This window comes from Rhizobium sp. PK7-22 (genome assembly GCF_056530405.1).
This window is the reverse complement of sequence record NZ_CP096513.1, coordinates 165175-181728: the sequence shown is the minus strand read 5'-3', so window position 1 is coordinate 181728 and position 16554 is coordinate 165175. Positions and strand designations below refer to the sequence as shown.

Annotated in this window: 23 protein-coding genes; 15 read left to right on the top strand and 8 right to left on the bottom strand. The window is 60.0% G+C overall.

Annotated features, from left to right (window positions below; genetic code table 11):
- Positions 1-280: 280 nt before the first annotated feature.
- The 5 genes from M1E10_RS01000 to M1E10_RS00980 all read left to right on the top strand — a co-directional run bounded on the left by M1E10_RS01000 (position 281) and on the right by M1E10_RS00980 (position 3400).
- Positions 281-445, top strand: coding sequence for a hypothetical protein (locus tag M1E10_RS01000; protein WP_499173160.1), 165 nt, complete (start codon positions 281-283; stop codon positions 443-445).
- Positions 446-709: 264 nt separating this feature from the next.
- Positions 710-1123 carry a response regulator gene (locus M1E10_RS00995; RefSeq protein ID WP_499173159.1) on the top strand — a complete coding sequence of 138 codons (414 nt, stop codon included), beginning with the start codon at positions 710-712 and terminating at the stop codon, positions 1121-1123.
- A 467-nt stretch (positions 1124-1590) separates the two neighbouring features.
- Positions 1591-2307 (top strand): autoinducer binding domain-containing protein, encoded by a 717-nt coding sequence (locus M1E10_RS00990; RefSeq protein WP_499173158.1) that lies wholly within the window; start codon positions 1591-1593, stop codon positions 2305-2307.
- 119 nt (positions 2308-2426) lie between these two features.
- On the top strand, positions 2427-3110 hold the full coding sequence (locus tag M1E10_RS00985; RefSeq protein ID WP_499173157.1) for a lysophospholipid acyltransferase family protein: 684 nt from the start codon (positions 2427-2429) through the stop codon (positions 3108-3110).
- A 23-nt stretch (positions 3111-3133) separates the two neighbouring features.
- Complete coding sequence (locus M1E10_RS00980; protein WP_499173156.1) at positions 3134-3400, top strand: hypothetical protein; 267 nt, start codon at positions 3134-3136, stop codon at positions 3398-3400.
- Positions 3401-3450: 50 nt separating this feature from the next.
- Here the strand turns inward: M1E10_RS00980 and M1E10_RS00975 are convergent, their stop codons facing one another.
- Together M1E10_RS00975 and M1E10_RS00970 are read right to left on the bottom strand one after the other, a co-directional pair.
- Positions 3451-4113, bottom strand: a complete 663-nt coding sequence (locus M1E10_RS00975) for a cyclodeaminase/cyclohydrolase family protein (RefSeq protein ID WP_499173155.1) — start codon at positions 4111-4113, stop codon at positions 3451-3453.
- Between the two features lie 83 nt (positions 4114-4196).
- Positions 4197-4727: a helix-turn-helix domain-containing protein gene (locus tag M1E10_RS00970; RefSeq protein WP_499173154.1), complete on the bottom strand. Its 531-nt coding sequence runs from the start codon at positions 4725-4727 to the stop codon at positions 4197-4199.
- A gap of 369 nt (positions 4728-5096) precedes the next feature.
- Here M1E10_RS00970 and M1E10_RS00965 point away from each other — a divergent pair, with 369 nt between their 5' ends.
- Together M1E10_RS00965 and M1E10_RS00960 are read left to right on the top strand one after the other, a co-directional pair.
- On the top strand, positions 5097-5339 hold the full coding sequence (locus tag M1E10_RS00965; RefSeq protein ID WP_499173153.1) for a hypothetical protein: 243 nt from the start codon (positions 5097-5099) through the stop codon (positions 5337-5339).
- Positions 5339-5665 carry a hypothetical protein gene (locus M1E10_RS00960; RefSeq protein WP_499173152.1) on the top strand — a complete coding sequence of 109 codons (327 nt, stop codon included), beginning with the start codon at positions 5339-5341 and terminating at the stop codon, positions 5663-5665. The genes M1E10_RS00965 and M1E10_RS00960 overlap by 1 nt, the downstream gene beginning before the upstream one ends.
- Positions 5666-6820: 1155 nt before the next feature.
- On the opposite strand, the gene ligD is transcribed toward M1E10_RS00960, so the two are convergent.
- From ligD to M1E10_RS00945, 3 genes are all read right to left on the bottom strand, one after another.
- Positions 6821-7867 carry an ATP-dependent DNA ligase gene (ligD, locus tag M1E10_RS00955; RefSeq protein WP_499173151.1) on the bottom strand — a complete coding sequence of 349 codons (1047 nt, stop codon included), beginning with the start codon at positions 7865-7867 and terminating at the stop codon, positions 6821-6823.
- Positions 7868-8400: 533 nt separating this feature from the next.
- Positions 8401-8676 (bottom strand): DUF6894 family protein, encoded by a 276-nt coding sequence (locus tag M1E10_RS00950; RefSeq protein WP_499173150.1) that lies wholly within the window; start codon positions 8674-8676, stop codon positions 8401-8403.
- A gap of 108 nt (positions 8677-8784) precedes the next feature.
- Positions 8785-9054 (bottom strand): hypothetical protein, encoded by a 270-nt coding sequence (locus M1E10_RS00945; protein ID WP_499173149.1) that lies wholly within the window; start codon positions 9052-9054, stop codon positions 8785-8787.
- Between the two features lie 994 nt (positions 9055-10048).
- Here M1E10_RS00945 and M1E10_RS00940 point away from each other — a divergent pair.
- The 6 genes from M1E10_RS00940 (at position 10049) to M1E10_RS00915 (ending at position 13346) form a co-directional block, all read left to right on the top strand.
- Entirely contained in the window at positions 10049-11011 is a 963-nt protein-coding gene (locus tag M1E10_RS00940; RefSeq protein WP_499173148.1) for a PAS domain-containing protein, read from the top strand.
- A 90-nt stretch (positions 11012-11101) separates the two neighbouring features.
- Positions 11102-11401 (top strand): hypothetical protein, encoded by a 300-nt coding sequence (locus M1E10_RS00935; RefSeq protein ID WP_499173147.1) that lies wholly within the window; start codon positions 11102-11104, stop codon positions 11399-11401.
- A 97-nt stretch (positions 11402-11498) separates the two neighbouring features.
- Entirely contained in the window at positions 11499-11855 is a 357-nt protein-coding gene (locus tag M1E10_RS00930; RefSeq protein ID WP_499173146.1) for a DNA-binding transcriptional response regulator, read from the top strand.
- Between the two features lie 287 nt (positions 11856-12142).
- The gene (locus tag M1E10_RS00925) at positions 12143-12493 is read left to right on the top strand and encodes a hypothetical protein (protein ID WP_499173145.1); all 351 of its coding nucleotides are present in this window, start codon (positions 12143-12145) and stop codon (positions 12491-12493) included.
- 209 nt (positions 12494-12702) lie between these two features.
- Complete coding sequence (locus tag M1E10_RS00920; protein ID WP_499173144.1) at positions 12703-13041, top strand: hypothetical protein; 339 nt, start codon at positions 12703-12705, stop codon at positions 13039-13041.
- 77 nt (positions 13042-13118) lie between these two features.
- Positions 13119-13346, top strand: coding sequence for a hypothetical protein (locus M1E10_RS00915; protein ID WP_499173143.1), 228 nt, complete (start codon positions 13119-13121; stop codon positions 13344-13346).
- A 926-nt stretch (positions 13347-14272) separates the two neighbouring features.
- Here the strand turns inward: M1E10_RS00915 and M1E10_RS00910 are convergent.
- On the bottom strand, positions 14273-14800 hold the full coding sequence (locus M1E10_RS00910; protein WP_499173142.1) for a DUF1003 domain-containing protein: 528 nt from the start codon (positions 14798-14800) through the stop codon (positions 14273-14275).
- Between the two features lie 180 nt (positions 14801-14980).
- Positions 14981-15151, bottom strand: coding sequence for a hypothetical protein (locus M1E10_RS00905; RefSeq protein ID WP_499173141.1), 171 nt, complete (start codon positions 15149-15151; stop codon positions 14981-14983).
- A 78-nt stretch (positions 15152-15229) separates the two neighbouring features.
- On the opposite strand from M1E10_RS00905, the gene M1E10_RS00900 reads away from it, so the two are divergent.
- Both M1E10_RS00900 and M1E10_RS00895 read left to right on the top strand, forming a co-directional pair.
- A complete protein-coding gene (locus tag M1E10_RS00900) occupies positions 15230-15559 on the top strand; it encodes a hypothetical protein (RefSeq protein WP_499173140.1) in 330 nt (109 codons plus the stop codon).
- A gap of 69 nt (positions 15560-15628) precedes the next feature.
- Entirely contained in the window at positions 15629-15796 is a 168-nt protein-coding gene (locus tag M1E10_RS00895; RefSeq protein WP_499173139.1) for a hypothetical protein, read from the top strand.
- Positions 15797-15803: 7 nt separating this feature from the next.
- On the opposite strand, the gene M1E10_RS00890 is transcribed toward M1E10_RS00895, so the two are convergent.
- Positions 15804-16433, bottom strand: a complete 630-nt coding sequence (locus M1E10_RS00890; protein WP_499173138.1) for an SGNH/GDSL hydrolase family protein — start codon at positions 16431-16433, stop codon at positions 15804-15806.
- Positions 16434-16554 lie beyond the last annotated feature (121 nt).

The following is a 16554-nucleotide window of genomic DNA, read 5'->3' as shown; positions in this document are numbered from 1 at the left end:
CATATTGAGAGTGCCCGCATGGTTCTCTCCCCAACGCCTTCCTTCCAGGCGGGCTATTTTTTCGCCGTCCTTGCGCAGCAGCAGCCGGTGGCATGGTTGAGACGGCTTGCCCAAGAAAGCGCCTCCGCCTGGGTTGTTGATCCTCACCGCATATCAGGTCCGAGGCATGTTCCCGGGGCCGTCGGTAATATGATTTACAGCCGATCAAGCGTCCTGACGCGCTCCGGCATCTTTTTGCCCCCGACGCAGTTTAAGCAGGTGGCAGCCCAGGAGAGCGATAATGGCAGAGAAAATGATCCCCGACGTCGACAAGGAAACGGTCCAGAAGGATGGCCATAGACGGTTCGTTGAAAGGGTGGATGTCACCAAGACTCCTGAACAGGAGATTGAGGATGCCCGACGTCGGCCGGGCGGCCAAGGCACGCGAGACGCGATCACCAAGTAGGTGATTGTCAGTGGCGCCTTCATCGGACCGACGCCACCGCCTGCGGGAACCTTATCCGCCCAGGGTTCAACCATGATCTCATGAACATCCCCTCGCCAATCTGTCGGTAGCTTTGGGGGGCCAACAGCGACGGCCGGCGCATTGCCTTTTTCAATGTCAGCAGCACCTGCCGCGATGCCCGCAGCTTAGGGCCCCGTACGCTGGCAGACACTTCCATGGCAGCCTCGGATTTGATAACGATAACTTGCAACAGGAGGCTGCGGAATGGCCGGAACACCCAAGGTACTGCTTCTGGAAGACCAGCCACTCCTGTCTCTGGAACTGGAGGACTTGATCCGCGAGGCGGCACTGGCAGACCCCTTTACGGCCTCCACTTGCGCGGCGGCCTCCTCCTGGCTTGAAGAACATTCCCCTGACGTCGCCGTACTCGATATCAGTGTTTCGGATGGGGATTCGGGCCAAGTGGCCGAGACGCTGTCGAGACGCGGGGTGCCGTTTGTCGTTCACAGTGCTCGCACCCGTTCCGACGCAAGTCTCGATACCGTCTTCCTGAAGGGGATCTGGGTGCCGAAGCTCTGCGAACCGCGAGACCTGCTCAACGCCCTGTCGCAGTGTCTGAAAAACGCGACCATTGATGCCGGACGCCTGTCAGCTGCTGCGCAACCGACCTCTCCTTAGAGCAACATATGATCGTCGGGTCTCGGTGGCTGGGTCATTGACCGCTTGACCTACTGCTGAGCGAGCCGATGGCCGCAACCATTGCGCCGCGGCCGCCCTTCTTCCGGTTTCCTCGATCTGTCGCCGCCTTTTCCGCCCCGGCTGGGTGGGTGCATTCCCTGCTGATCATTCCCTGCCGTCCCTGTGGAGGGGGTGACGCAAAGTCCCGGGTCGTTGCAGCCGCTCTTGCCGTTGTCCGCTTGCCGTTTCTCACCTCATGGAACGCACATCAACCACGGCCTGCGCCCGCCCAATTCCTGTCAGTCTGCCGTATCAGCAGCTATCGAACCTCGCTTGCAGTGACGCCACGATGTTTTCAAGTGGCGCGTGCCAGGCCAAGCGAGCAACGTACCGGGAGGGGAACACAAGCCAATTGTGAAGGGGCACCAATCCCGTTAAAGTGGCGGCAGCTGTAGGCGGATGACACGATGCAGAAGTCCCTCGACGCGTTAGGTATCTTTTCCGAGTTTCTGGCCAGTGCCGACACCGCGCGCGCGGTGGCTGAGGCCTTGCACCGGGCCTTGCAACCCTTCGGCGTTGAGGCGTGCCTGGTTGCCCAGCTGGCGCCGACGACGACACCCTCGCCGGAACCCGCCATCCTCGTCGATCGTTGGCCCAGCGCCTGGTCCAAGCACTACTTTTCCAAAGGACTGGTGGCACGCGATCCCTGCGCGGCACAGTGCCTTCGGTCCAGCCAGCTGTTCAGCTGGCGCAGCATTGCGCAAAAGCGACTTCAGCGCGAGGAACGTGCCGTCATGGAGACCGCTGCAGATTTCGGGCTTCGGGATGGCTTTTGCCTGCCCGTGCATGGAGCCACCGGCGAGATCGGCGTCATCTCCTTGGCCGGCCAGTCACTCGAACACTCACGCCGCGCCCGCTTCGTCATCGAGGCGGCCGGCTACTGCAGCTATCAGAAGCTCGGTCGCATTCGACAGGCGTCAGTTCGACCTGTTTTGACCAAACGTCAGGCAGAAGTCTGTGACTGGGTGGCGGCAGGCAAGCCCCTCACCGAGATCGCCGACATCCTCGGCATTGCGAAAGAGACTGTCGAGCGCCACCTGAAGGACAGTCGCGCGCGACTGGGCGCAGCCAATAGGGTGCATACCGTCGTGACGGCGATCAGGCGGCGCGAGATCCTGATCTAATCTCACGTGAGGTCGGAGGCGCAAAGCCCGGCGCAGTTTTGTCATTTTCTACCCGTTTTCGGGAATATCGGCGGAAGCGGCGGCGCTGTATCGTTTAAGTGCAGAGTCGCGAGGCGAGCATGCAGGTCATTGCTTTCGACGGTACGGAATCGGCGCGAACGGAAGATCTTCTTCGGCAAAGCTTCAAGCTGCGCGCAGAGGTGTTCGATGGCCGCCTTCACTGGGACGTCCGGGTGTCGGGCGGGCAGGAACGCGACATTTTCGATCGGCTGCAGCCCACCTATCTCGCCGCTGTAACGCGAGACGATACCGTCGTCGGATGCGTCCGGCTGCTGCCTGTAGATGGCCCGACGATGCTGTCGACGGTCTTTTCTAAGCTGTTGGACGAACGAAGGATCCTCGACCTTTGCCATTTCGTCGAGGCATCCCGTTTCTGCGTCGAGACCCGACGCCATCGCAGCGGACACGGACTGCATGACGCCACGCAAAGCCTGTTTGCGGCGATGGTAGAATGGTCGCTTCAGCACGGATACGCAGGAGTCGTTGCGGTGGTCGACCTGCGGATGGAGCGCGTCCTCAGGCGCGCCGGCTGGGTGCTGTCGCGGCTCGGTCCGCCGCAGCCTATGGGCGTGACATGGGGTGTCGCCGGTCTGCTGCCTGTCAGCGCCAGGCAGTTGCGGGCGCTGCGGCCCGATACCCACGGCTTGCTGGACCTCGGCGCGGCACCGCCGCAACCTACCAGCCAAGAGCTGCAGCAGTCCAGCAGCGCCATGGCTCAGCCCTCGCAGATGTCACGAGCGTAACCGGGAGAGCGGGAGACAATGCAATGGATGGATCCCTGTGGCGCCTCCTGCAAGAACATGCCGGTCTGGCTGCCGCAGTTCATGTTGCCGAGGGCGGCGGCTTTGGCCAGAGTGACCGCCTTGAACAGGAACAACGTCTTCGCAGCCGGCTCTTGAAGCATATACCCGCGTCAAACCCGGACGCGCAGATCAAGCTCCTCTACCTCTGCCTTTTCCTGATCAAGTCTCGGATCGGTCTGGACCGTGAGGCGACCGAGACGGTGATGCAGTCTGTATCAGACTTTCTCTAGCGACAGATAGATGCCAGCGCCCTGCCCCCCGTCACGGGCTGCAGGTCGCATTAGAGCTGATATCCGCCCGCCTGGGCGCGCGCAGCTAGCGCTGCAAAGGCTGTCTTGCCTCGAGCAGATATAGCGCTACGGCTGCTGGAAAGGGACTGGCAAGACTCCGGCTGCCCTGACTTCAGGTTGATGTCGACAGCCAGAAGCACGCCAGTAAGGGCCCCATTCAACAATGCTGCGCCTCCAAAGATGTCACTTTCCACGCTCGCCTTGATCTTCTCAGCGGTTGCCGCTGCAAGCTCCAGCGCCTCGACGATCACCTGTGCGGCCTGCACCGGCATTTGCGTCGCCAGGGTTTCGGCCCGGCGGACGGCGTCCTCACCGCGACGGGTCTGATCCCGCACTGCCGGATCAGCGTGATCGTCTGCCGTGCTTCGGGTAGAGCCGCGCCGGCCCTTCAGTGCCGCAAGATAGGCCTGGAACGCCTGCTGGTCGGCGTCGGCAAGATCGGCCAGTACGGAAGACTGCCGGTCCAGTCTGTCGAGCGCTAGGCCGAGCTCGTTGCTGCCGCCCTGGCTTCCAAGCGAGACCTCTATAGCCATCCGGATCAGAGACAGGCCGATCAATGCCGCTAGGATCGACGCGGTGCTGCCACCCAACTCCGGCGAGCGATGGCCGGCGCCGTCAAGAACCGTTTGCAGTGGCTGATCAACAAGATCCACGATGCTTACCTTTCGCGCTCACGAACCTCACGCGAAACCGGCCGTGATCCGATACGTTCCCGTTATCTTTCAGCCGCAGTGCGTTATTTCGGCTGTGCTGGCAAACGGGCGACATCCAACGCAGAGCTTACCGCTGGGCTGTCTGCCTCCTGGTTCTTGGCCTGAAGCACAGCCACCGTTTCCAGCAGGCTCACCACAGATGCCATGGTCTCGGCGGGCAGGTCCTCGATCAGCTTCATCATCCGGAAGCGGCTCTCGGCTTCCTGCTGATCATCGCCCCACAGATGCGGAGCCGCTGCAAACAGCATTTTCAGCGGCGAGACGCCGAGCACTTCGCTCAGGTGGATGAGGCGACTGACCGTCATCTTCGACGAGCTGCGTTCGTAGCGGCCGTAGACCTGCTCACTCAGGCCCACAAGGGTCGACAGCTCGGCCCGGCTGAGCCCTTTGTCCTGCCGGCAGCTCCGCAAGGCATCGCCAAGCCGCGCGTCGAGCTCGTCAAAAGTCGCAATGCCAGACCATCCCTCCTGCCGGTAGACCGGTTTTTCATTGTCCGGATCGATGGTGCGAACCAGCCGGCGCTCCGAGATTTGACTGTCCAAACTCTTGTTCATATTCTGCCATCCGCTGCCTGACCGGGCCTTCTTACATCATCTTCTGTCCGTTCTGCTAGCCATTCCCTCCCGCGTCCGGTGACCCCTGGATACTCGTGCTGACCGGTTGGCTTGCCGCTACGGGTTCCTCGTCCGCTGATGGGCCCGCGCCCGGTCACCATCTATTGGTTTTCTAAAGCCAGTCCCGCTCCAATGAGTGGCTTCGGCAAACGCGCCGGCGAATGGCGGTCCAATCGCGCTCATCGGTGCGGCGGCCGTCGCAGTTGCGCTCGCAGTAAATCGCCCCATTCCGCCTGCCTCACGGCGCCGCTCGTCTAGACACGCGAGCGGAGCGCTCTACGTCAGCCATCAGCTTTCTTGGGAGGATCCATGCCGGGGTTGATGAACAGCTTCTTCTTTGTGGCATTTCGCGAGGATGATCGGGGCCAGGTCGTCCAGTCATCAGCGCCTACGCAGGTTCCAACGGCGCTTGATGCGATCCGCTTCGCGAAACAATTACAATCGACGGCCGCCGGGGTTGTCGCCTGGTCCAGACGCGCCGAGCCCGCTATCGGGGAGATTGGGCCACCTGTCGTCATCTACACGACCGGAAGGATTGGAGATTTCGACTGATGTCTTCCATCACAGGCTTGATTGCAGAGTTGGTGTTGGCAGCGGATGACGTGGGAAAGCTGAGTGCATACGAGAAGGTGCGGTTGCTGGATCGAGCAATCACAACGATACACGACATACGGGAGCAGTTGGCCCTGCAGTCGAGCGGAGTGCCTGCCGACGACATCGCCCATCTGCGCATGACGCGGGTCGCGTCGGCACGCGCGAAGCGCACACCGGATCGTTTCCAAGCAGCCCTTCTCGACGCCGCCGACCTGATCCGCGCGCTGCACAATGCCGTAGACACTCAAACGGCAACTGATGCCGGCGAAGGAACGATGCATTGAGCAAGCTGACGAACTTATTGCAGGGCTGGTGCGGGCGGCGAACCACGCCGAGCACCTGCCGGACGTATAGCGGGCGGAAGTCTTTTCTTGTAACATCGCCACGGTTCGCCCTATGCGGCATATAAGTGACGTACTGTCCGAACCAGACGATGCCGAAGGATTGTGAGGCTTACGTCGTGCGTTGCAGGCAGGGGCGCGACGACCGGGACTGTAGATGTCGTACGGGACGCGTTGCCGCCGCCGGCATCATCGGGCAGCTGCACATCACTCTCGAAACGGAAACATAGACCAGAACTCATCAGCCGTACCGGATCGAGCCAAACCGCCCTCGCCGCCCATGCCGTACCGTGCAATAGAAGCGACGTCCGAACGAAAGCCGGGCAAACCCCTACCTTGGTCCCCGCTCTTCCAGTGCGGGGCTTTTTTTTGGGCTCGTGACGCCTGGCCCGACCGGTGTTTCGACCGGAGCTGCTGCCCAAGCGTCCGCCAGGCGCTGGAACGCAAACCTGCCGTAGGGGAACCTCCGCAGCCCTGGACGTCTAGAACAGCATCGCCAGTCACCAGGTACCGCAACTTGTTCTCCAACGGCTTTCTGCTGGCTTGATGGAGGAACCTGCGCTGCGTCCAGGCCCGTCGCTCTGTCTGCGATCGTACTGAACATTCGATTTTGTGCGCCGCTGCTTGTCCGACGGATCGTAAAAATCTATATTTCTCGTCAGGCGTTCGAATGTGACCGCGGATGTACCGGCACTGTTGGCGCAAAAGAAGGTCGCTGCATTTTCTGCCGCGGCCTTTTCCCATTGTGGGGAGAGCATGAAGCAGTCCCGTGATGAGGCCCTAATGGCTGCGATAAACTTTGAGGTTGATCGCCTAAGGGCCCGCGTTCTGCGCACTGCTGACATTCGATCGGTCGCCGAGCGTCTTTCGCAACTTCACCCCCATCGATCGGCAGACGAGATCGGCCGACGCATCATGCTCGTCCTTCAGGCCTGCGGCATCCCATGGGCGCAAGACTTGCCGGACTGATGGTTGCTGCACCACTTAGGCGTTCACGGACCCTTTCTGCCAGAACTCGCCTTCGCCCGTTGCGCTGGACCGTCTGTTGCCCGCGCTCAATGAGCCGCAGGATTTACACAAGGCGCTTGCCAGCCGCCGCTATCCCAGCCGATAGATCTCCGCCCCGTCCTCAGCCTCTCGCAGCCCTTTGAACGACGCATGACGAAGTGTGCCGGTGTGAGTCCAGGCACGATATTCCACCTCCGCCAACAACGCCGGGGCCGTCAACACCAGGCTCTTCCCGGGGAGACGAACGGGCGGAACACTCGTCTTCAGCCTATCCAGTTGTTTTTTCAGATCTCTCGCCTGGTCGTGACTGAACCCTGTGCCGACGCTCCCGACATAGACGAAGTCGGCGCCTTTCAGGCCGGCAAGCAGGAGGCTCCCGATGGAACCTGGCGCTGCCCTGGACGGCTCATAGCCGACGATCGCGAACGTGTCGCGTTGCACGCACTTGATCTTGAGCCAGTCGCCATTTCGGCCAGAGCGATAGGGCCGGTCCCTGTTCTTGGCGATGATCCCTTCGAGCGCGTGCGAGCAGGCATGGGCCAGCAGCAAATCGGGATCGACGACGAACTCTTGCGAGAGCCTGATGCTGCCCTCCTGGTGGGCTGGCACGATCTCCTCCAGGAGTGACCGCCGTGCGCCATAGTCCATCTTCGTCAGATCGTGCCCATCGAGGTACAATAGGTCGAAGCCGTAGAGGATCGCGTTGCTGGCCGGCAGCCTGCCACCGCGACCCCCCAGAGAGTTCTGCAGTTTCCCGAAGTCGGAGCGCCCTTGCGCGTCCAGGACCACCGCCTCGCCGTCTAGGATCATCGTGTTTGGCATGTACTCCCGTGCCGCGGCTTCGATGCTCGGAAAGCGATGGGTCCAGTCATGGCCGCCGCGGGTGATGATCCGCACCCTGTCCGGCTCGATGTGAACCGCCAGGCGGTAGCCGTCCCACTTCAGCTCATAGGACCACTCGTCACCCTGAGGCGGCTGGCTGACCAGCTTTGCCAGACATGGCTCGATCCGGTCCGGCATGTGATCAAACGGCAGCTCTGGTTGTTGCGGGTCGCGCTTCCTGACTGGTCCGCTCTTCAGGGGAAGGTTCTTTTCCACCAGAAGCGGAGCGTTGGGCTTGCGAGGGCGCTTGGTCATGCCGCCATTGCATCATCAACGGCTTAATATACGGTAATCGTTGCGGGGGGGCCGATCGATGCTGACGAAGATGATCAAATCCGGCCCTGATCGGCAGTGTTGGCATTGCCTTGGCCGTGGCCTCGACATCCAGTGGGGATGTCTGTTGGCTGAGCGAGAAACTGTCAACCTATCGGGATGAGAGAACCCCGCCGACGAATGACCGGCCGCTGCGCGGACAGCGCAGACGTCCGTCTACTTGATTAAGCGCTGCGAGGTGGTTGAGCCTTTGGTGCCACTCTTGCCTCCTGCGGAGGCATTGGAGACCACACCTCCCGGATGACATATGGTTGGCCTGACGGATCTTGAGACAGCGCTTCTTTCGGGCTCTCGAACTCTTCCCAGACACCCTCCTCGGTGAGGTCTACGACACGTGGGACGAAGACCTGCGAGCCGACAAACGGATCGTCGGCCGGCAAACCCCACATCCAAGTGTCGCGCGTGAACGCTGGAAGCCGCCCTTGCCACCGCGAAAGGCGCAGCACATGGTGCGATCAAGCGTGCCCGTTTTCGGGCGCCGAAATCACCGGTGCTATGATCTCATCCAGAGCCTCACGCGTGGTAACCTTCGCGCGGGTCCGTCCGACATCGTCGCAAATGCTGATGCTTCGAAGCATGAGCGGGGTTCCCGACTTGATGTGTTGGACGGAGATATCGCGAATGGCCTCACGGGCATCGCATTTTGCGGCCTTTAGATCAGCAAGTTCCGCCCCCTCCGGATCGCTCACTTGCTCGCCGGGAAAGTCCAGATTGAAGAAGTAGCGTTGCATAGTAACCTTTTCCCTGTTCGGTGCAAACATCGAACTGACAGGTTTGGAGGATGTTTCTGTGCGGAAGCGCACACCGCCGACGTGGAGATGTTCCCCTTCTTGATCCGCTCAAGGCGCTGGTTCTGGCTCTTCATTGGCCTGCTTCGTTCGCAAAACTAGCATCAGATCTTCCAGCGCCACCCGATGGAGCACACGGAAAACGCTCAACCGCAGATCGCGCCCCTCGATCAGCTCCGGGTTGGCGGCCAAAAGGCTGATGGTGCGTCCGGCAATACCTTCGCTCAACGGCTTCAGGGGAGTGTATCGCCTTGCCCAGTTACGCAGCAGGTTCAGCAATGGAGACGTTGTGGATGCACCGGTGCCTTCGGAAAGGGACATAGCTAATGGCTCCTCTGTCTCAGCAGGTGGAAGCACACAATATCCCTCGATCGTCACTGCCTACAAAGTCGGTTGGTAACGATAGACCGACCTTAGGCCGATCCAGAGACGAGTCCATCCCTCTCCCCTATCGAACGGGCGCGGGGCCGCCCCATCGTCAGATGGCTCGTCATCGCGGGCTCCCCTGAGGCAGATTAGCCTTTGGGGAGCGGTCCATGCTCCAGGCAGACAAAACGTAGTGCCTCGTCTGCATCATCGCATACGGAGCCATCTCCTTTCGACGGTGCTCCAGCCGGAACAAGCCCATCCTATCAACCAGAGGATCGAGATTCGTGTCGGTTGCCGGTCGGTCCTCTTGGTCACAACACTGCCAAAGCGGTGGGCAAGCACAATCTGTTCCAGCGGTGATCTGGGGCGTCGGTCCGTCTATTACCTCTTCGGTCAGACCAGGCGCGCGGGTGTCGCGAGCCCCAAGGAAGGCCTCATCGCGGCAGCTTCGAACAAAGCGGGCGCGGCCCCTTCAGGATCCTCATCACCGGCGTCATGGCTGCGGACGTGGAAGTCCAGGATGCCTGTGCATGTCCTCTCTTTCCGCAAGCAGACCCCGATCCTCAAACACGTTTGCCAGTGCTTAGACATCATCTGACGGGCGACGATGATGTAGAGACTGCTGTTTTAGCAGTGGCGCGAGAGGGTAGAACCATTGCGAACCAATGATGTACGAACGGCTAACACGAAGGGAGGTGGGTGTGCCGCCTGTGAATAACGGGGAAAGCGGTGACTGATTGTAAGGAAAGCCATCATCCTGTCGTGTGGGAAGAGGTCGCAGACGCTATCGCGCGACTGGTTATCGCGTCTGGCGCGCCGGAAGGTTCCCCTTCGGTTGCGTGGCGTCTCCGGCAGTGACATGTTCCAGCACATCCGGCCAGTTTCCCGTCTAGACTCCCTCTTTCAGGAAGCTATGTGTTGCGGCAGCATGAATCAGGCAGTCGATATGCAGCTTACGAACCCGGATTGCGGCCAGCTTTTCCGTGATCATGATTGGTCAGCCACACCCCTTGGCCCAATCGATGCGCGGCCTGTGGAGTTGCGCACGCTCATCAGCGTCATGATGGGATCACTCCAGCCGATGCTGATCGTCTGGGGCCCGTCGCAGACGACGATTTACAACGATGGCTATGCGGCCATGTGCGGCAGCCGACACCAATCGGCCTTCGGTGGAAGCTTCCGCTCTCTTTGGCATGACATCTGGGACCAAGTCGAGCCCATCATCGATGCCGCCTTGCAAGGCCACGGCACGGCGATGGACGACATCGAGTTTACCATGCATCGCAACGGCTACCCGGAAGAGGCCCATTTCGCCTTCTCCTACACGCCGGTTCGCGATCCCTGGAGCGCCGTGTTGGGGATGTTCTGCGCCTGCAGCGAGATCACCACCCAAGTGGCCACGCGACGGGAGGAACGGACACAAAGGGAACGCTTCAGGCAGGTCTTCGAATTGAGCCCCGGCGGCATCGCCATGCTCGTGGGCCCTCACCATGTCTTCGACTACGCCAACCAGGAGTACCATTCCATGGTCGGTCTCGGCCGCGACATCATCGGCAAGCCGGTTGCGCAAGCCCTTTCCGAAGTGGTGCGGCAAGGCATTATCGACCTGCTGGACAGGGTGTACCGCGCCGGCGAGCCTCTCGTCTGCAAAGATATGCGCATTGAGCTGAACCGGGGTCCTGACGGCGAAATGCAAAGCCGCCTGTTCGACTTCGTGTTTCAACCGATGACGAACGATGCCGGCAGAACCGGCGGCATCCTGGTTCAGGCAAGGGACGTGACGGAACGGCGCGCCGAAGAGGACCGCCGAGAACTTCTGTCGCATGAGCTCGGCCATCGGCTGAAGAACCAACTGGCCATGGTGCAGGCATCGCATCACAGACGCTTCGAAGCGCCCCTGACCTTGTGACTGCCAGGCGCCGGCTTTCAGAGCGCATTGCGTCCTGAGCGACGCGCCCATGACGTCATCCTCGAAGGTGGTCGAGGCGCATCGACGGTCATGCAGTTGGTCCAGCAGATGATTGATGATCCCGCCAATCCCCGGATCATGATCTCAGGGCCGAACCTCAAGATCGGATCGCGCCCCTCGCTGTCACTGTCGCTGATTCTGCATGAGTTTGCTACCAACGCTATGAAGTATGGCGCTTTGTCATCTGCAGACGGAAGAATAGAGCTGCGATGGCGCGTCGGCGGGGAGATGAGCGATCGCTTTGAAATGACATGGGCAGAAGCAGGGGGGCCCATTGTCGAGCCGCCTACGTTCGCAGGATCAGGACGCGGCTTTTTTCTGCAGGATTGAATGGCACTCTGGATAGTCGCGTGTCGCTTGCCTATGACGTTTCCGGGCTGCGCTGTGATGTGACATCCGACCTCGAGACGTTCCAGAAGGAGCACCAATGCCGAAAACAGTTCTTGTTGTTGAAGACGACGGGTTGATCCGTCTCGATCTGGTAGACACCCTCACTGACGCCGGCTGCGACGTGCATGAGGCGGTCAACGTCGATCAGGCACTGGCGGTTCTGGAGCAGGAGGTGGGTATCGAAATGCTCCTGACGGACATCGACATGCCAGGCTCGATGAATGGTGTCGAGCTTGCTGCCGTGACCGCCAAGCGGTGGCCCGACTGTTCGATCGTCGTCGATACATCCCGCAGCACGGGATGCTGCCGATCGGCGCCCGTTTCGTCGCCAAACCGATTTCCGAACAGATGCTACACGCGGTCCTCTCCCAGCTTCATGCGCCGCAATGACTGAGGCCTGATCTGCCCAACCCCTGTCACACTTCTTAGTTTCATTGCATGATGGGGACTATCACCGGGGTAGGGAAAGCGCCTGTAAAAAGAGGCCTTAAACTGACGGGATCTTAAGCGCCGCGCTTCTACCAGTGTTTCCACGTCCGCCTCCACGCGGTCGAGGGTTACGAGCGAAATGCAAGAGGATGCTATGCGGTCGTCGCTTCGCATTTTCCAAAACCTGTTTCATAAGAGGATCCGGGCGCGCTCGATCCGTTCCGTGACGGAGACCGTCGGAGGAGAAATGCAGTGAGCACCACCACAGACCTCATCACCGAGTTGGTGCAGGCAGCAAACGAGGTGGAGAAGCTGGACGCCTACGAGATGGCACATCTTCTTGAGCGGTCGCTGATCACTGTGCGGGAGATGCGCGGCTCCTTGAATTTTCGGCTGAAAAGGTATGCGAAAGATCCGCTGCTCGATCTTGAGAACGTTCAGAACCGCGTCATGCAAGGCATTGTCGTACTCGATGAGGTAGCCAAGGCATTAAACTGTGCCTCCAAGATGATTGGAGACCTGCACAGCTGGAAACAGTACGACTCCAAGACCTCCAAGGAAACTGAGCAAAAGAGGGAGGGGAAAACTGCCGATGCCGGATGACCGACTGCCGTGACAAACGTTGAGCACCTCGCTTCGGCAGTACCGGATTGCCGCAAACCGCCCTCGCCTCCCTCGCCATTCCATGCGATAGGTCCGGCGTCGGTCTAAAAGCCGGGCATCCCCTACCTCATGCCCCGCTCATTCTAGTGCGGGGTTTTTTGCTAGCAAGGCAGCCCTTTGACTGGAGCGACGGCTCAAGGTTCCGAACAATGAGCAACATCGAGCGAAATAACCGGATCATCCGGCGCAGAGCGAGAGGCAGCAGCATTCCGACGATTGCTACTGCAGAGGGAATTTCTGTGGCTTCGGTTAGGTACATCCTCAGCCGCCATAAATTTTGCATATCTGAACGTGTGCCACCAACGGGCCTCAGCGTCCGCAGCGCCTGGTGCATTGAACAGGTGTTCGGCATCTGGCCCTCGGACAGCAACGTTGAAGAGATTGCAGGTCGCAATGTTGAGTTTCTCCGCGCCCCGGGGACGACGATGCGCATCTGGCGAGAGATCGAAGGCTGGGTCGACAGCCTTCGTCGTTTGCAGGCCGACTAGTTATGAAAAGCCGGATTGCGAATTCTGAGTCGCCCGCTTAAGGGAGGCAGATCGAGGCGTGACTAGAAGAGGTTGCGATGCCCAGTAAAGAACACATGCTTGCAAGGCATGAAGCCCATCTAGACCGCCTTGAGTACGAGCTTGGGCTTCTCACAAACGCGGGGCTTCAAACAGACCCCCCTGAGGCCAAGGACGATCTCGCGCAGCACGTAAGGCAGGTCCTAGAAGGTGAGCGAAATATCGTCGAGATCCTCAAGCGTCTGAAGGGCGTTTCCACCACTGTAGTTGATGTCGCAGGATGGTAGTGCTGCGCTTGTTGCAGGCGGCCCCTCAGGACCAACTACCTGTTTTGGCTGAACTGCGTTACCTCCCCAGACGTTTAGTAGACCCGGCAGATCCTGTGCCCAGTCCGCTGCTTCCCTCAGCCGTTTGAACGGCGGGTGTCGAATTGATCCCATGAGGGTCCAGGCGAAACTCTCTTTCAGCAAGGAGGGCCGGCGCTGTCAGCACGAGGTGTTTGCGAGCAACGCGAATTGGTGGAACGCAGGTCTCCACCGCATCACGCTGCTTCTTCAGGTCCCGCGACTGCTCATGGCTGAAACCAGTGCCGGCGCTTCCCAGGTGGACGAAGTCGGAGCGCTGCGAGCAATAGGCTTCCTATTGCGCCTGGCACGCCCATCGGCGGTTTGTCGCCGACGATGGCGAACGTATCTCTCTGCACGCGTTGATCTTCAGCCACTCACCATTGCTGCCGGACCGATAGGGCGGTCCCGGTTCTTGGCGATGATGCCCCGAGCTCCGTGCGAACACGCACGCGCCAGAAGAACGTCTGGATTAGCGTCCACTTCCGATAGCGGATGCACCCCTGCGCACCGGCCAGCACCACCTCCTCGAGGATCCGTCGCCGCGCCGAGACCTTCCAGCCGGCTTTCGGCGATGGTCAACTTTTCGCTGAGGGTGGGCGTCTCGCCGCGGACGCGGTCGAGAGCGGGGTTCAACGCCGCAGCGCCTGGAGGGGATATAATGCCTTCAACGGCAAGGACGAACTCGCTGCCCTCTCCGCACGGAGCGAGAGGCAATGCTCCTCGAGACTGTCGAGGCTGTCGCGAACTGCTTTCAAAGCCACTGGCCTATTCCTTATGAAAAAGCGGCTAACTGGCAGCCGGGATGGGCATTGCAAGATGATGGTGTCAGCGTGCCATGCAGACGCGGATCATCGGGGTCCAGGGTTCTAGCCCTCGGAGGATTTGATCTCTTCGAGAACCGCTTCAGGGGCGACATCACGCTTGAGTTCGCGGATCTCGTCATCGGCGTCTGTCTCGACATTCAGCCGGGCAGCGATCGCCTCCATCATCGCGATCAACCGAGTTGTCTCATGCTCGTTTAGGAGCGTTATCTGCAGGTCGAGGTCAGCTCGATCATTGTCTTCCTCCGCCGTCCGGTTCTGATTGATCAAGACGAAGGTCGAGAGGAAGATGGCTTCCACGGACGCGATCATCGCCAGTATCACCAGCGACTCGTCCCATGCCGGCACAAGAGGAAGGATCCCGGTGTTGATCGCAATCCAGCCGCCGAAGATGGCGAGGTGGATGTAAGCGCATGTCATGCTGCCGGCGAACTTGCTGATGGCGGCGGCAACCTTCGCCTCAAGTGGAGCCGCCCGCGCCTCGCGTTTTCTGCGTTCAACGATTGACGTGATGTTCCTGGCCAGGGCGGGCCGCTTGCTTTGTAGGCTCTCCTTACTCTGTGCGGCTTCCACTGGTCGTTCCTCCTGCGATTGGTTGGACGACAAACGCGCAACAACCTTACTGGCTCCCAGCGCCGCCCGTCTTGCCCGAACCGCTCCTCGTCGATGCGCCTCAGCTCCGCCCCATGATCCCGTTCAGCGCTGGCAATCTCGCCCGCTGCAGGTTCTCGAGGACGAACAATAGCCGGCTGGTCACGGCAGGTCCGAACCCTCTGTCGGCGGCATTCTGGCCAAAAGCGCATTGCGCCCGGTGGTGAGCAGCTCTGCGGTAATCCGTCCGTACAGTGGTGGTTCCTCGCCTAAGCGGCCACTCACCCGCCCGTTCAATGTAAAATGGCGCTTTGTCTCGAGGACATCGGTCATAGTTTCTCCGGCCTCCGCCATCTCACTTGTCTGCTTCTGATTCTCGTGCGAGATGGTTCTCCAAGGCAGGAGATTCCCATGAGAAAGGATGTAGTATCGCGCCTGGGAGGCCTTCTCGCTTTGGCGACAGGCGCAGGTGTCTTTTGGCTTTTCGTCTGGCAGCCACTGCATTTCGCGCAACAGGGTGCCCCCGAGATCCGCTACTCATTAAAGGCTTTTACGATCGTGCCATTATGCCTCGTCTTCGGGTTGGCGTTCCTGTTCATGGGAAGCCGTTTCGAGTGCCGGACGGCGAAAAGAGACAACCTCACTCCTCTGGGCTGGATCCTGTTCGTGATGTTGGCCGTCCTCACTGCCGCTGGCTTCTGGTGGTTCTCCAGCCAATTCGCGGCTCTGGGCTACCAGTGAGGCCACTGACTAGATGAAGCCGGACAATCACTTGGAGACACACGCATACACAACCTCATGACCAAAGACATGATCTGGAAGCTCGTGCTGGCTTTCATAGGCGCTATCGTCACTGCCTATGTGTTTGAAGCAGTCATTGGCGGCGGCGCGCTTGGCTGGACAGTCGGAGGCGCAATCATGGGCGCTACCTGTTATCCTCTCTTCAAGACGTTGATGGAGCGCCGAGGTCCGCGCTAATATCCTGTTAAAGCGCCGTATGGATGGTGGATCCGCCCAGATGCGACGCCTCCATTGCCTCTAAGATGGCCGCCGCAATTAGGTGGCTGCCTTGTTCAGATGGCTCGATGGAATTGGCGTAGTGCTGGTCCTTTGAGAACATCACCCGCAGGTCGATCAATGGCAGTCCGCGCTTCACCGCCTCACGAGTGATGACGTCGTTCAAAACACCGAGGGCAAGGTTAGCTATTCGTCGCTGGTGTAGATCTGGCAGCATCACGTCGTAGATCGTGCATATTGCCATCGGACAATCGTAACGGCGGGCCTCATCAAGGAGCGTTCGGTACCGGTCCCGAAAACGGTCACGGATGACCCGCACCTTGTCTAGCGCCTCGGCAACCGTGTCCGCAGATTCAAGCAGCACCCCAATTGACTGTAGTGCGTCGTTGCCCCCAGCGCTGATGACCAGCAAGGTCGCGTGGTCGGGAATGCTGTTCAATTGGCCAATAGCGCCCTCGATAACCGCGCCATCTTGGGCGAGCAGACTAACTTTACCGTCGCCAACCTGCTTCATCAGGACGGAAGTGACATCTCCTCCTCGCGGCACATAAGCAGCATTGTCGAAGATCGAGTCACCAATCAGAACAACATGAACCATGAGGCTCTCCTTTCACTGGAGAAACGGCGAGCGCTCATTTTGTTCCTCTGCCGTCGAGGCAACCCATAGTAGAGCCCTAGACCGTTGTTGATCGCGCACCAGTCACTAGCAAAATGGCGCG